A 15,565-nucleotide genomic window follows, 5' to 3' on the forward strand; every position below is an offset into this window, starting at 1 on the left:
GCGGCCATGGTAGCCCAATGCACCGGGTCACGCGCACTGCTCGCATATTTCTGCTGTATCGATTAATCGATCCAAACAATCAATTTATCGGAACAATCTTCGGGGCCTATATTCGAGGCGCCTCCCGCATCGCATGACGGGACGCGTATTCGAAAACAAAGACGAGGAGACATCAGATGGAAGCACGTGCACATGGGCGGCACGCGGCGGCGCTCGCCCTTGCGGCATCGGTAGCGCTGCTGGCGGCTTGCGGCGGTAGCGACGACAACAGCAGCAGTAGCGGCACCACCAGCGGCACCGGCACCACGCCGGCGCGTACGCCGGCGCAGACCCTGAAGATCACGGGCACGCAGGATTTTGCCGGCACGTACGGCAGCGTGGGCCAGTACGAACAGGTGAGCGGCACGATCAGCGGCGAAGTCGACCCGAAGGATCCGAAAAACGCGATCATCCAGGACCTGGCGCTGGCACCGGTGAACGCCAATGGCATGGTGGAATACACGACCGACTTCGTGATGCTCAAGCCCAAGGACATCAGCAAGGCCAGCGGCGTGCTGCGCTACGATGCCCCCAATCGCGGCAATATCCTGACGATGCCCAATCCGGCGGTAACGCCCAGCGACGCGGTCTACCTCGAGCGTGGCTATGTGCTGCTGTACTCCGCGTGGCAAGGCGATGTGCCGAAGTCCAGCGCGGCCCGGCTGACGGTCACCGTGCCGGTGGCGAAGAATGCCGACGGGTCCTCGATCACGGGTACGTATCGCTCGGAACTGGTCCCCACCACGGCGACACCGATGATGTCGCTGCCCGGCGGCGTATTCAATGGCACGATGCTGCCCTACGCGCCGGCCAGCCTCGACAACACGCAGCCGGGGTACTCGCTGACACGACGCATCAACGAGACCGATCCGCGCGTGGCCATTCCGGCAAGCGACTGGAAGTTTGCGAAGTGCGACGCCGGCAATCCGTTCCCCGGCACCGCCGATCCCGCCAATGTCTGCCTGCGCGGTGGCTTCGATCCGCAGTATCTCTATGAACTGGTCTATGTGGCGAAGGATCCGAAGGTGATGGGCGTGGGCCTGGCCGCCTTGCGCGACACCATCGGCTTCTTCCGCAACAAGGCCGTCGACAGTGCCGGCACGCCCAACCCGCTGGCGGGCCGCATCAAGTATGCGATCGGCCAGGGCACCTCGCAGTCGGGCAATGCGATGAAGACGTTCCTGCATCTGGGCTTCAACCAGTCGCTCGATGGCTCGAAGGTGTTCGACGGCATCTACGCCCATGTGGCCGCACGGCAGACCAATATCAATACGCGCTTTGCGGTACCCGGCGGTGGCGGCGGCTTGCGTACCGACCATACGGCGTTCGGGCAGACCGCGCCGCGCGGGCTGGACAAGAACTACACCGACGATATCTCCGGCAAGACCGGCGGCGTGATGGCGCGCTGTTCCGCCACCAGTACCTGCCCGAAGTTCTTCCTGGGCCTGTCCGGTACCGAGTTCTGGCAGTTGCAAGGGTCGCCGGTGCTGACCGACGCGAACGGCTTCAGTGACCTCAAGCAACCGGACAATGTGCGCATCTACTACTACACCGGCACCCAGCACGGCGGCGCCGGCGGCACTGCCAGCATTGCGTTCGCACCCACCCGCAATGTGTATCCGGCCGGTACCGTGATCCATCACAACGATACGTTCCGCGCGCTATTCATCGATCTCGAGGACTGGGTCGTGCGGGGCACGCAACCACCGGCCAGCCAGGTGCCCGCCCTGGCGGACGGCACGCTGGTGCGCCCTGCCAGCCTGACGCTGCCCGTCATGAAGGGCGTGGCATGGCCGGTCTCCGGTGTATCGACCGCGATCCCGGATTTCCAGTACCTGGCACGCTACAACGGTTATCCGCTGCTCGACTTCGGGCCGCAATACCGGCGCGAGGATGAGTCCGGTATCGCCACGACCCTGCCGCCCGCCTACCTGAACCGTGACTATGCAATCCTGGTGCCGCAGGTGGATGCGTCCACGGGCATACCGCGCGCCGGCATCCATAGCGTGGAAGCGCGTGCGCCGATCGGGACCAGCCTCGAGTTCAACTATGTGGCCACAGCGGGCATCGTCGACCTGTCCAACCTGACCGGGTCATTCATACCGTTCCACAAGACCGAAGCCGCCAGGCTGGCCGCTGGTGACGGTCGTCCGTCGCTGGAATCGCTGTACACCAACCAGGCCGGCTATGTCACCGCAGTGACCACCGCGGCCAACGATCTGGTTGCGCAACGCTTCCTGCTGCAACGCGATGCCGATGCGATCGTGGCGCGGGCGGTGGCAAACCCAGTATTGCCATGATGTATTGATGGACTGGGCTACGGCAGGCGGGGTCGTCGACTGCCCGCCGTAGTCGCTGCACCTACATCAGCCGGGCAATGGCCTCCGCCCGGATGGCTTCAGCCTTGGCCTTGAGCCGCAATGCGATATCGGCACCGCGCTCATTGGCTACGCGTTGAATAAACGCCATGCGTGGTACATCGCTCAGTGTGGCTACGTGCGAGGCTTCGCAGAACATCTTCCATGCCATCGGCTGGCCGGCATATTCATCGCGACGGCGCAGCATCGCGGTGTCGATGGTGGCAACGATGGCGGCATCGGCATTGGCAGGGGCGGCAAAGGTCTGGAACATGATGGTCTCCCGGTCGGCAAGTCTGGACACTGCATTTCAGTCGTGTTCACCGACCATGGTCTGCAAACGACATGCCAATATCGGCACCCGCTGCCGCGATCCATACCCAGGTTTCAAGCGACGCCTGCGGAAGCCGCGCCACGCCGACGTTCCCGGCGTCTCCACCCCACTTCAGTCGGGCGCGCGGAGCACCTGCCGGAAGTCCACAAACAACTCTCGCCAGACAAAAAAGGCGTTACGGGTTACGTAACGCCTTGCTCATTGCTCGTGACATGACTCATGCGCGCGCGCCGTCCAGATACGGGTCGAACGTGCGGCCTGGCGCGGCCGAGACGCCAATCCGGTCAAGACCTGCGATGAAGCGTGCGCCATCGGTGTAGGGGTCGGCGTTGCGGGCGCCGTCCAGATACGGATCGGACTGGCGGGCAGGCGCGGCCGATACACCAACCTTGTCCAGACCTGCCACCGTGCGAGCACCGTCGGTGTACGTGTCCACCTTGCCGGTGCGGGCGCCGTCCGTGAACGTGTCATGCGTGCGGAACTCGTATCCGTACTTGTCAGCAGAAACCGTGGTGCGGAATTCGTAGCCATACTTGTCTGCCGGTACCGTGGCTGCGTGCGCAGCACCCAGCGCTGCAGCGGACAGGGCGATGGCCGAAGCGACATTCAGGGCGACGTTCTGGGCAAACTTCTGGGCAATCTTCAGGGCGGTGGTCTTGGTCATGATTTCTCTCCGTAAAAAATTCAGTTTTATTCAGTTTGTATGAATGGTCCCGGCCTGCCGCACATCCTGTTTCGCCTTGTTGCTGCGTTGCGCGCCGTCCATGAATAGAACTATAGGCCTCCGGTCTGATTGAAAAGTGACGTATCTACGGACATGTTATTCAGTTTTTTTGAATCGACATTACAGCATCGAAGCGTCCGGCAGCCGACATTCCCGCCGCCCATGGCGCGGCAATGCGCTACAGTGACGCGCATGCTGGCTATCTGACGGCGACAACCGCTGTCCGCGCCCCTCCATGCATCGCTTGCGCACCCACTTCCCGTTGCCTGCCTGGCTCCAGGTTGCATTGCTGACGCTGCTGCTATGTGGCGCGGCTTATGGAGCCGGATCGCCATTGCTCAATGCCGTGCAGAAAGCCGGCAGTAGCGCCGCATCCAGCCCACCCGCGAGCGTGCCGCTCGCCCAATCACTGGACCAGGTCATTGCCACGCTCCAGAACGACGCCGAGCGGCAAGCGTTGCTCACGCAACTGCAAACGCTGCGCAAGGGGCTCGATGCCTCGGCGGTCTCCGCCGCGGCGGCCAGCGCGCCCTCACCCGGACTGATCGGCGCCGTGACACAGGCACTTCAGGAACTCGACAGTACCCAGCGCCCTGCCCGCGGACCGTGGCAATACTGGCGCTGGCGCATCGACTTCGCGGGTGAGGAATTGCGTGAAGCACTGACCATCAGCAACACGCGCGCGGCCGTGGAGTCGTGGCGCGAGTTTGGTATCGTGCTGGCCGGATGGGCCATCACCGGTTGGCTGCTGCGCGAACTGTCGCGCCGCATGCACAGGCGCCGCCTGCGAACGCCGCAACCGACGCAATTGCCGATCGTGCCGTCGTGGATCGATGTAGGCATCTACTTCCTGAAGCGCATCGGCCCATGGATTGTTGCCTTCGGCCTGACCCTGCTGCTGGCCTACCAGGTGTTCGGCCGCACGCCCGCCAGCATCGGTGCCGTGCTGGTGGCCTATGCGATCGTGGCCGGTGCCGTGATGTCGGCGGTCTGCCAGGTCATCTTCGCGCTGTTCCAGTCCGGCCATCGCGTCCATGCGGTACGCGACCTGCTCAAGCACTCGCCAATCCTGCTCTTTGTCACGGGCGCGCTTGCGGCGCTGGGGGAAGCCAATACCGATCCGCGCGTGATTGCCTCGCTCGGCGTGAACCTGTCCGCGCTGGTCAGCACGTTGGCCAATGTGCTGGCGGCGATCCTGATTGGCGTATTCACGGTGCGATTCCGCCGCTCGATCGGGCAACTGATCGCTTTCCGCCCGTTTGCCTTCCGCCAGGAGCATCCGGCAGTGATGGACCTGCTGCGCATGGCGGGCGAGGCCTGGTACCTGCCAATGCTGGCCGTGGTGGCGGCCTCGGTAATCGGCACCATCATGGCCACCGGCCACGCCGATGAATTCCTGCGCCGCGCCGTAATCACCGTGGCGCTGTTCGTCGGCGCCGTGTTGCTGACACTGGTGGCGGGCCGTTCGCCCAAGGCCACCGTACGGGCACCCCGACTGCGCGACCGCCGGCGCTCGGCGTATCTGCAGCGCTTTGGACGCTTTGGCGCGGCGCTGGTGCGGGTGGCGATCTGGATCGTCTTTCTTGAACTCAACGCACGTATCTGGCACACCTCGCTGTTCCAGCTTGCCGAGGCCACGGTGCTGGGCCGGCATATCACGCAGTCGATCCTCAGCGTGATCGGCGTGGTCTTGCTGGCGTGGCTGGTCTGGTTGTTGATTGATACCGCGATCACGCAGTCGCTGTCGCCGACTAACAATCGCGCGGTGCAACCCAGCCTGCGCGCCAAGACCATCCTGCCACTGGTGCGCAATGCGTCGTTCGTTGCGCTACTGGTGGTGGCGATGATCGCGGTACTGGCCAACCTCGGCGTCAATGTCACGCCGCTGCTGGCAGGCGCGGGCGTGGTGGGGCTGGCCATCGGCTTTGGCGCACAAAGCCTGGTACAGGACCTGATCACCGGTCTGTTCATCGTGATCGAGGACTCGATCGCCATTGGCGACTCGATCGAACTGCCCGACCACGCTGGTGTGGTCGAAGGCATGACGATCCGCACCGTCCGGTTACGCGACGGCAAGGGTGCGCTGCATACACTGCCCTATAGCCAGATCAAGACGGTCAAGAACCTGTCACGCGGCTATGCCTTTGCCGTGTTCAATATCTCCATCGCCTACCAGAGCGATTTCGACCGCGCGCTCGAGATCATTCGCGAGACCGGCGCCGAAGTGTCGCGTGACTATCGGTACAGCCGCAACCTGCTGTCCGGACTGGATGTCCTGGGCCTCGACCGCTTCGACCCGAACGGCCAGGTGGTGCTGGCCCAGTTCAAGACCCGCCCGCTGATGCAGTCCGAGATTTCGCGCGCGTTCAACGTCCGGCTCAAGCGCAATTTCGACGCCGAGGGCATTCGCATGGCAGCGCCCTATGTCACGGTTCAGGTCGATGCCGCGAATGGCGCCGCTGCCGCCGTGGAAGCCGGACAGGCTGCGGCGGCCGGCGCAGGCGCCGAATTAGTCACCTCAAAGGCTGGGAACGCCGGCTGACCGGCGCAGCAATGTGCAGACCGGGTCTCGCCGGCATGCGGGTTGTCGCTTTTGCGCAATGCCACACTGCGACATCTTGGCGAATGGTTTGAAATAGCCCGGTCATCGCATTACTATCTCGCGAACTTCAGCAGTCGCCGCGGGTGCATGCCCGCGCTGACCTGCTAGCCGCAAAGGCAGGCGTGGCGCCGGTTTTCCGGTTCTCCCCCTCCCTTGGCGGGATATTCCCGCAGGCGGTTTATGCACGATGATCATCATATGGATTTGCCGCGGCCAGTCGCACCATAAGCGTACGGTCGCGGGCAGGGAATACCAACACATAAAGAAAGGTCGCGCCTCGCTGCAGCGGCCTTGAGGAAAAGGCGTTTGCCACCGGGGGAAAATGAAATGGGCGAACACTTGTCTGCCGACGATGTCTTCTATCGTCTGGTCGATAGCATCTATGAGTCCGCCATGGACGTGGCTGCCATGCCAGCCGCCCTCGACCTGTTTTCCCACTACACGTGTTCCGCGAGTCCGAGCTACCTGATCTGGGACAAGCTCGCTGGGCGCGCACGCCTGGGCGTCACACCACACGGTTGTTTTACCAGCGCCAGCAGCATGCCTGAAAACATGCGCGCGCTGCCGTCGCGTGCGGTGCTGGCAGCCACCGCCGATGCCACTATGCCAAATGCGCCTGAACCGGGCGCGGCGATGCCCTTCGATTGCAGCGGCCTGGCGCACGGGATTCGCCTGTTCGATACCCACGATGTCTGCGTCTGGATGAGCGCCACGCCCGGGTGCGACGGATGCGCATCGCATGACTGCAACCGTCGCGTGGCACAGGTGATGCCCCACTGGGCACGGGCCGCGCGCATGCAGCATCGCAATTTCGAACTGAGTGGCATGGCATCGCTGGGACTGGCCGGGCTCGACACGCTCGACTTCGGCGTCATGGTGTTGCAGGCCGACATGCGCGTGCGCTATGCCAACAGCTGGGCTGAAGCCCTGGTGCAGGCCGACACCAACCTGGCGCTCGACAATGGTGTGCTGCGCGCGCACCCGGAATCGCTGCAATCGGTGCTGGTGAAACTGCTCGACAACGCCGTGCATGGCGGCCGCCATGGTGGCGCGGCGGCAGGGTCATGGATGCACATCACGTCGGGCGGCCAGCCTGTTCCGCTGATCGTCATGCCGCTGGTATCGCGGCAGCCCGTCGACGGCCCGTGGCAGTTGCCGATGGCGATGATGCTGATGGGCAATTCCGAATCACGTTCGGTACTCGATGCCGGCGTGCTGACATCGCTGTTCGGCCTGTCGAAAAAGGAAAGCATTATCGCCATCCGCCTGGCGGCGGGCGAAACGCTGAACGAGATCGCGGAACGCGAGTTCCTCTCGCCACACACCGTGCGGGTGCATATCCGCGACACGCTGCGCAAGACCGGCACCCATCGCCAGTCTGAACTGGTACGCCTGCTGCACCTGTTACCAGGAGTGGATCTGGAGCGAGCCGGCGTTTGCTCGGCGGCACGGCCCAGGGCCGTGCAAGGCAGGGGCCGATAGCGGTTGACCCGCTGACCCTCTCCCGCGCTGCGGGAGAAGGGAGCCTGATCGTGGTAGTTGGATGCTATGCGGCCTTGCGCTGTTGCTGATGGCGACGCTCAGGCTTGCACTCGTACTTGAGCTCGCGCCGGCCATCCTCGTAGGCTACCTCCAGCCGTACCGTAAAGCCCCATAGCCGCGTCACGTGGCGCACCACTTCATCGAAGTTCTGCGCCAGCGGCCGGCGTTCGTTCTGCAAATGGCGCAGCGTCAGCGAGCGGTCACCGCCCACGTCGACATTGGTCACCTGGATATTGGGCTCCATGTTCGACAGGTCGTACTGGTTGGCCAGCAACTGACGAATCTCGCGATAGCCTTCATCGTCGTGGATCGCCGTGACGCGCAGCTTGCCCTCGCGGTCATCGTCGAGCACCGAGAACAGCTTCAGCTCACGGATCACGCGCGGCGACAGGAACTGCAGCAAGAAGCTCTCGTCCTTGAAATTGCGCATCGCGAAGTCCAACGTCTTGCGCCAGTCACTGCCGGCAATCTCTGGCGCCCAGCGACGGTCTTCCTCAGTCGGGTTTTCGCACATGCGGCGCAGGTCCTGGAAGATCAGGAAACCCACCGTGTACGGGTTCAGGCCACTGTAGTACGGGCTGTGATACGGCGGCTGGTAGATGACATTGGTATGCGCCTGCAGCAACTCGAGCATGAAGGCGTCGTTGACGAGCTTTTCCTCGTAGAGCTGGTGAATGATCGTGTAGTGCCAGAACGTGGCCCAGCCTTCGTTCATGACCTTGGTCTGGCGTTGCGGATAGAAATACTGGGCGATCTTGCGCACGATACGCACGATCTCACGCTGCCACGGCGCCAGCTTGGGGGCGTTCTTCTCGATGAAATACAGCAGGTTTTCCTGCGGCTCGGGCGGATACGAGACCTCGTGGTCGGCTGCCTCTTCCTCCTCGCGCAGCGCATGGGGCCGATGCTTGGGCAGCGTGCGCCAGAGGTCGTTGACCTGCATCTGCAGGTAGTTCTCGCGTTCGGTCTGGCGTGCCTGTTCCTCGGTGATCGACAGCTTCTTGGGCCGCTTGTAGCGATCCACGCCATAGTTCTGCAGCGCATGGCAGGAATCGAGCAGCACCTCAACCTCTTGCTCGCCATAGCGTTGTTCGCACTCGGCCACGTATTTCTTGGCGAACAGCAGGTAGTCGATGATGGCGTCCGCATTGGTCCAGGTGCGGAACAGGTAGTTGCCCTTGAAGAACGAGTTATGTCCGTAGCACGCATGCGCGATGGTCAGCGCCTGCATCGGCATCGTGTTCTCCTCCATCAGGTACGCGATGCACGGATTGGAGTTGATCACGTTCTCGTATGCCAGCCCCATGTAGCCACGCTGGTAGCTGCGCTCCGAAGCCAGGAAATGCTTGCCGTACGACCAATGGTTGTAGCCCACGGGCAGGCCGGACGATGCATAGGCATCGAGCATCTGCTCGGCGGTGATGATCTCGATCTGGTTCGGATAGGTGTCCAGGCCGAACTCGCCGGCAATGCGGGCGATTTCGCGGTCATAGCGCTGGATCAGCTCGAAGGTCCACTCCGAGCCCGTCGAAAGATAGGCCATAGACTTCCCCAGTGACGTGCCGGTACGCGCTCGCTGCGACGTACCGGTTGCTGCTGTGCTACCTGCCGGGCCATGCGGCCCGTTTCTGGAAGAGGTCATGCAGGACGGGGTAGATTTCTTCTGCACCGATGATGCGCTGCATCGCAAAGTGCTCGAACTGGCTTTTCACCGTCAGGTACTCTTCCCAAAGGTTCTGCGGTTCTTCCGAAGCCACCTCCACATAAGCGTAGTACTGCACCAACGGCAGGATTGATTCACGCAAGAGCCGACCGCACAGTTCGGAGTCGCCAGCCCAGTTATCACCGTCAGACGCCTGCGCGCAGTAGATGTTCCACTGGCTTGGCGGATAGCGGTCGTGAATCACTTCCACCATCAGCTTGAGCGCGCTGGAAACCACGGTACCACCGGATTCCCGCGAATGGAAGAAATCTTCCTCTTCCACCTCTTTCGCAACCGTGTGATGGCGGATGAACACTACGTCAATGCGTTCGTAGTTCCGCTTCAGGAACAGGTACAGCAGCATGAAAAAGCGCTTCGCAAGATCCTTGCGACTTTCATCCATCGAGCCCGACACGTCCATCAGGCAGAACATCACGGCCTGGGCCTGCGGACGCTTCTTGAGTACGCGGTTGTTGTAGCGCAGGTCAAGCTTCTCGATGAATGGCACGCGATCCACCTGGGCACGCAGGTGGCGCATCTTTTCCATCAATTCCTCGGCCTTCACCGAGTAGGGATCCTTCTCAAGCTCCTCGTTATATTCGGTCTCGAGCTCGTGCAGCCGCTTCATGTAAGGGCTTGACAGCGCGATGCGGCGCCCGAGCGAGCTGCGCATGGTGCGCAGGATCGAAAGGTTCGATGGCGTGCCGTCGATCGAGAAGCCGGCCCGTACCTTGCGCACCTCGGCAATCTTGGCAAGGTGACGCTTGGCCAGATCAGGCAGCGCCATGTCCTCGAAGAAAAAATTCAGGAAATCCTCGCGCGACAGCGTGAAGACGAAATCGTCCTCGCCCTCGCCGCTGTCGCTGGCACGCGACCCGGTTCCACCACTGCCCTGCTGCTGGCGGTCAAAGCTGTCACCCCTGACGAACTTCTTGTTGCCGGGGTGAATCCACTCACGCCGCCCGCCCTGGCCGTGATGAAAAATTGGCTCGGTGATGTCCTTGACCGGAATGGACACCTGCCCGCTCTGCTCGATGTCCATGATCTTCCGGCCGGACACCGCCTTCGCCACCGCTTGCCGGATCTGCTCGCGGTAGCGCTTGATAAAGCGTTGCTGGTTGACGGCGCTTTTGTTGCCGCCGTTTTCGCGCCGATCTATCACCGTAGCCATATGCCGTTCGCCCGCCTGGTTGAGGCGCCGGGAAAGCGCGCCATGGAAAAAGACCGCGTCGGGTGCTGGTTACGACGACTTCCTGACGCGCAGATACCATTCCACCAAAAGTCGAACCTGCTTGGGTGTATAGCCTTTCTCAACCATACGGTTGACGAAGTTTTCGTGCTTGTCCTGATCCTCGCGCGACGACTTGGCGTTGAACGAGATCACCGGCAGCAGGTCCTCCGTAGTGGAGAACATGCGCTTTTCGATCACCATCCGCAGCTTCTCGTAGCTGGTCCAGACCGGGTTCTTGCCACCGTTGTTGGCGCGCGCCCGCAGCACGAAGTTGACGATCTCGTTGCGGAAGTCCTTCGGGTTCGAGATACCCGCCGGCTTCTCCACCTTCTCGAGCTCATCGTTCAGCGCGTTGCGGTCGAGGATTTCACCGGTGTTCGGATCGCGGTACTCCTGGTCCTGGATCCACAGGTCGGCAAACACCACATAACGGTCGAAGATGTTCTGGCCATACTCGGAATACGATTCCAGGTAGGCGGTCTGGATTTCCTTGCCGATGAACTCCACGTACGGCGTGGTCAGGTACTCCTTGATGTAGGACATCAACTTGGCTTCCTGCTCCGGCGGGAACTGCTCGCGCTCGATCTGCTGTTCGAGCACATAGAGCAGGTGCACCGGATTGGCCGCCACCTCGGTATTGTCGAAATTGAAGACCTTCGACAGCACCTTGAACGCGAAACGCGTGGACAGGCCATTCATGCCTTCGTCGATGCCGGCGTAGTCGCGATACTCCTGGTACGACTTCGCCTTCGGGTCCACGTCCTTGAGGCTTTCACCGTCGTAGACGCGCATCTTGGAGAAGATGTTCGAGTTTTCCGGCTCCTTGATCCGTGTGAGCACGGCAAACTGCGCCATCATCTTGAGCGTGTTCGGCGAATTGGGCGCCGCCGACAACGAACTGCTGCGCAGCAGCTTGTCGTAGATCTTGACCTCATCGGACACGCGCAGGCAGTACGGCACCTTGACGATATAGATCCGGTCGAGGAAAGCCTCGTTGTTCTTGTCCGCCTTGAAGGTCTGCCATTCGGCTTCGTTCGAGTGGGCCAGGATGACACCGTCGAACGGTATTGCACCGAAGCCCTCGGTACCCTTGTAGTTGCCTTCCTGCGTCGCGGTCAGCAACGGGTGCAGGACCTTGATCGGCGCCTTGAACATTTCAACGAACTCGAGCAGGCCACGGTTGGCCAGGCAAAGTCCGCCGGAATAGGAATAGGCGTCCGGGTCGTCCTGCGGGAAGTCCTCGAGCTTGCGGATGTCGACCTTGCCGACCAGCGAGGAAATATCCTGGTTGTTCTCATCGCCAGGCTCGGTCTTCGAGATGGCGATCTGCGACAGTACCGACGGACGCAGCTTCACCACGCGGAACTTGGTGATGTCGCCATTGAATTCATGCAGGCGCTTGACCGCCCATGGCGACGGAATGGTATTCAGGTAACGCACCGGAATGCCATAGTCCTCTTCCATGATCTTGCCGTCTTCCTCGGCGGAAAACAGTCCGAGCGGCGATTCATGGATGGGAGATCCCTTGAGCGCGTAGATGGGAACCTCTTCCATCAGCGCCTTGAGCTTCTCGGCCAGCGACGACTTGCCGCCACCGGGAGGTCCAAGCAGGTACAGAATCTGTTTGCGCTCTTCAAGTCCCTGTGCCGCGTGCTTGAAGAAGGAGACCATCTGCTCGATGGTGTCCTCCATTCCGTAGAAATCGCGGAACGCCGGGTAGACCCGGATGACCTTGTTGAAGAACAGTCGGGACAAGCGCGGATCATGGTGGGTATCCACCAGTTCGGGTTGTCCGATTGCGGCAAGCATGCGTTCTGCAGCGGTCGCGTAGGCAGTAGGATCCTTCTTGCAGATCTCCAGATACTCCTGGATGCTGTATTCCTCTTCCTTGCGTGCTTCGAAGCGCGTGGCGTAGTGGCCAAAAATGTCCATACCTCACTCCCGTCAGAGTCCCACGTCCGAGGCGAAGGTAGTTCTACTCCCTAAGCCTTCGCGGCAATCTTGCATTCCGCCACCCCGGCTTGGTGGTGTTGCCAAGTTGCGAAGTCTTTACTTCATCATAGTCAAATAACGGCGAATGTGAGCCCGGAGTTGACGCGTTATTGACGTCTGCCAGATCGTTTGCATCCGTCATCTGCGTGTATTCGCACATGGCATCCGCACTTCAACCTGACACTCGCTTGCTCACCCCGCTGCGACGGGCCATTGACCATGCTTGTGACACACATTACACCTTTCACGCCCATCGTGCACAGCGCGTTGTGTAACGATCCCACAAATCCAGAAACATCTGACACACAGTGTCGGCAATGGTCCTACACGCATGCTTTCACTGTGCGCGAACATCGTTAAAGCCGACATCATGCAAACGCATGATTTGCACCGTATTTCTCATATCGGCCTGCGCATTTCGCGGTTGCGTTCACACCGAACATCGCAACCGCATCGATCGACCGATCCAACACCCGTTCGGAACGAATCGACCACTATGCGCGCGATAACCATCTCCGCGCCATGGACGACTTCATCTCCAATGCATTTCCGTGCCCCTGCGCATCGCACGGTTTCAGCACTGTCGATGCGAGAGTGCCAATTACACGCCCATCGCACATGACGGCGCGACTGCGCAGTCATGCACCGCTTTTGCGTATCCGCTACCGTCGCCACGCACAGTCCGAGTGCGTGAGTCCGCTGCGAGCACCTTGCAGCAACTATCAAACCGCAATGAGAGGGGATGAGCAGAATGCGTGCCACGCGCACTGCCAATGCTGCACTGCAACGCGCGTGGACGTACAAAACACGGAATATGCAGGACGCAGGACGCAGGACGCGTCAGATCGGATCCCAGTTGATCACGTCGGGTGACCGGTCGAGCTTGAAGAAGCTGCTGCGCATGGCCGGCATGGCGATCTCCGCCACCGTTTCCGGCGTCCACCCCTCGCTGGTATGCACCGAGCGCACCGGCCGCGGCTGGCTCATCAGCATGATCTCGTTGGCGCGCACGGCAAAGATCTGGCCGTTGACCTCGGCAGCGGCATCGCTTGCCAGGAACACCGCCACCGGCGCGATCTTGCCGGCCTCCATCTTCTGCAGTCGGGCCACGCGCGCCTTTTCCTCGGGCGTTTCGGCCGGAATCGAACTCGTCATCCGGCTCCAGGCAAATGGTGCGATGCAGTTCGAACGCACGTTGAAGCGCGCCATGTCCAGCGCGATCGATTTCGACAAGGCAGCAATACCGAGCTTCGCGGCCGAGTAATTGGCCTGCCCCAGGTTACCGATCAGGCCCGATGTGGAAGTCATGTGCACATAGGCGCCGCTTTCCTGGTCCTTGAAATAGTTGGCGGCGGCGCGGCTGACGAAGAACGTGCCATGCAGATGCACATCGATTACCGAACGCCACTCCTCTTCGTTCATCTTGAAGAACATGCGGTCGCGCAGGTTGCCGGCGTTGTTGACGACCGCGTCGATACGACCGAACTGGTCAAGCGCGCACTGGACGATGGCATTGGCGCCGGCCCAGCTCGACACGCTGTCGGTATTGGCAACAGCTTCGCCACCGGCCGCACGGATCTCGTCGACTACGCGTTGCGCGGGGCCCGCGTCACCGCCCTCGCCAGTCATGGACACGCCCAGGTCGTTGACCACGACGCGCGCACCGGCCGCGGCCATTCCCAGCGCGATACCGCGGCCAATGCCACCGCCTGCGCCCGTCACGACCACTACCTTGCCTGTCATCATTCCACTCATTGCTGCCTCCTTGGCTGCCAGTTGTCCGGGTTCGGGAGCGTACCCGTTCTATCGCACAGTTCGGTACGATAAATTGGCGGCGGAGTTTGTGGAATTCATGAATGACAAAAGTGGGGTTCACGCTCGCGGAACCCCAGCGCCGTGCTTCAATCCGCCTTTACGCCTGCCGCCTTGATGATTGGCGACCATTTGTCGATCTCGGAGGCCAGCCATGTGCGCAGGCCTTCCGGCGTCTGCTTGTCCTCGGGCACGATTACCGCGCCCAGGTCCTTCATGCGCGCCGTTACCGCCGGGTCCTTTAGGGCTGCGCGCAGCGCACCGTTGAGCTTGTCGATGGCCGCCGGGGGCGTGCCCTTGGGCGCATAGATGCCGTGCCATACCTTGACTTCAAAGTCTTTCAGCCCCCCTTCGCGCAGCGTTGGCGTATTTGGCAGCGCCTGGATCCGCTCTGCGGTGGTCACGCCGTACAGCTTGACCTTCTCGCTCCGGATATGCGGCAGCGTCTGCGTGGTCTGGTCGCACAGCACGTCGACCTGGCCGCCCAGCAATGCCGTCAACGCCGGCGCCGTACCCTGGTACGGAATGGTCTGCAGGTCCACGCCGATGGCCTTCTGGAACAGCATGCCGCATAGTTGCGACACCGCGCCCAGGCCGGCGTTGGCCAGGTTCACCTTGTTCTGGTTCTGCCTGATATAGCTGACCAGTTCGGGCAGCGTATTGGCCGGCAGATCATGGCGCCCCAGCAGCGTCATCGGCACGTCGGCGACTTGGCCGACGAAGGCAAAGTCGGTCAGCGGCTTGTAAGGCAGCTTTGAATACAGGGCCGGCGCCGTTGCCATGCCGTTATGGTGAATCAGTATCGTGTAGCCGTCCGGCGCTGCCTTGGCCACATAGGCGGCCGATACCGTGCCACCGGCGCCCAGGCGGTTTTCCACCACCACGCTCTGGCCCAATGACTTCGACATCGCGGCCGCCACCGAGCGCGCCACCACATCGGTGGGGCCACCGGCCGCGAACGGCACCACCATGGTGATGGGTCGCGAAGGGTACGAATCGGCGGCAAACGCCCGGCCCGGGGCCAGCACCACGGCGGTGACGGCCAGGGCGGCCCAGGTCACGGCATGGCATGCATGGCGAAAGCGGGCAAGGGTCGCCGGCGGCTGCGGAAATGAGGTCATGCGCTGTCTCCTGTTGGCGCGTGTATCACGCGTCCGGTTATCAAGGAATCCGTGTGATGCGCAGCGTGAAAGCAAAGGCGCCGGCACACAATTCCGATTTGCCGAAGGG

The 15,565-nt window shown here is 61.8% G+C and carries 10 protein-coding genes; 3 read left to right on the plus strand and 7 right to left on the minus strand.

The window, feature by feature from the left end; genetic code table 11:
• The first annotated feature begins 176 nt into the window (after nt 1–176).
• The gene (locus ACO550_RS14850; RefSeq protein WP_315592314.1) at nt 177–2,339 is read left to right on the plus strand and encodes an alpha/beta hydrolase domain-containing protein; all 2,163 of its coding nucleotides are present in this window, start codon (nt 177–179) and stop codon (nt 2,337–2,339) included.
• A gap of 61 nt (nt 2,340–2,400) precedes the next feature.
• On the opposite strand, the gene ACO550_RS14855 is transcribed toward ACO550_RS14850, so the two are convergent.
• Together ACO550_RS14855 and ACO550_RS14860 are read right to left on the minus strand one after the other, a co-directional pair.
• On the minus strand, nt 2,401–2,670 hold the full coding sequence (locus tag ACO550_RS14855; RefSeq protein ID WP_315592315.1) for a DUF7696 family protein: 270 nt from the start codon (nt 2,668–2,670) through the stop codon (nt 2,401–2,403).
• Between the two features lie 277 nt (nt 2,671–2,947).
• On the minus strand, nt 2,948–3,394 hold the full coding sequence (locus ACO550_RS14860; protein WP_315592316.1) for a copper resistance protein CopQ: 447 nt from the start codon (nt 3,392–3,394) through the stop codon (nt 2,948–2,950).
• 295 nt (nt 3,395–3,689) lie between these two features.
• Between ACO550_RS14860 and ACO550_RS14865 the strand changes: the two genes are divergently transcribed.
• On the plus strand, nt 3,690–5,996 hold the full coding sequence (locus ACO550_RS14865; RefSeq protein WP_315592317.1) for a mechanosensitive ion channel family protein: 2,307 nt from the start codon (nt 3,690–3,692) through the stop codon (nt 5,994–5,996).
• A gap of 387 nt (nt 5,997–6,383) precedes the next feature.
• Complete coding sequence (locus tag ACO550_RS14870) at nt 6,384–7,538, plus strand: LuxR C-terminal-related transcriptional regulator (protein WP_315592318.1); 1,155 nt, start codon at nt 6,384–6,386, stop codon at nt 7,536–7,538.
• 64 nt (nt 7,539–7,602) lie between these two features.
• On the opposite strand, the gene ACO550_RS14875 is transcribed toward ACO550_RS14870, so the two are convergent.
• The 5 genes from ACO550_RS14875 to ACO550_RS14895 all read right to left on the minus strand — a co-directional run bounded on the left by ACO550_RS14875 (nt 7,603) and on the right by ACO550_RS14895 (nt 15,456).
• The gene (locus ACO550_RS14875; protein ID WP_485994885.1) at nt 7,603–9,141 is read right to left on the minus strand and encodes a SpoVR family protein; all 1,539 of its coding nucleotides are present in this window, start codon (nt 9,139–9,141) and stop codon (nt 7,603–7,605) included.
• Nucleotides 9,142–9,199: 58 nt separating this feature from the next.
• Nucleotides 9,200–10,471: a DUF444 family protein gene (locus tag ACO550_RS14880; protein WP_315592320.1), complete on the minus strand. Its 1,272-nt coding sequence runs from the start codon at nt 10,469–10,471 to the stop codon at nt 9,200–9,202.
• A gap of 69 nt (nt 10,472–10,540) precedes the next feature.
• Nucleotides 10,541–12,463, minus strand: coding sequence for a PrkA family serine protein kinase (locus ACO550_RS14885; protein WP_315592321.1), 1,923 nt, complete (start codon nt 12,461–12,463; stop codon nt 10,541–10,543).
• 900 nt (nt 12,464–13,363) lie between these two features.
• Nucleotides 13,364–14,278 carry an SDR family NAD(P)-dependent oxidoreductase gene (locus ACO550_RS14890; RefSeq protein WP_315592322.1) on the minus strand — a complete coding sequence of 305 codons (915 nt, stop codon included), beginning with the start codon at nt 14,276–14,278 and terminating at the stop codon, nt 13,364–13,366.
• A 146-nt stretch (nt 14,279–14,424) separates the two neighbouring features.
• Entirely contained in the window at nt 14,425–15,456 is a 1,032-nt protein-coding gene (locus ACO550_RS14895) for a tripartite tricarboxylate transporter substrate-binding protein (protein ID WP_315592323.1), read from the minus strand.
• Nucleotides 15,457–15,565: the final 109 nt, after the last annotated feature.

This window comes from Cupriavidus sp. (assembly GCF_057315035.1).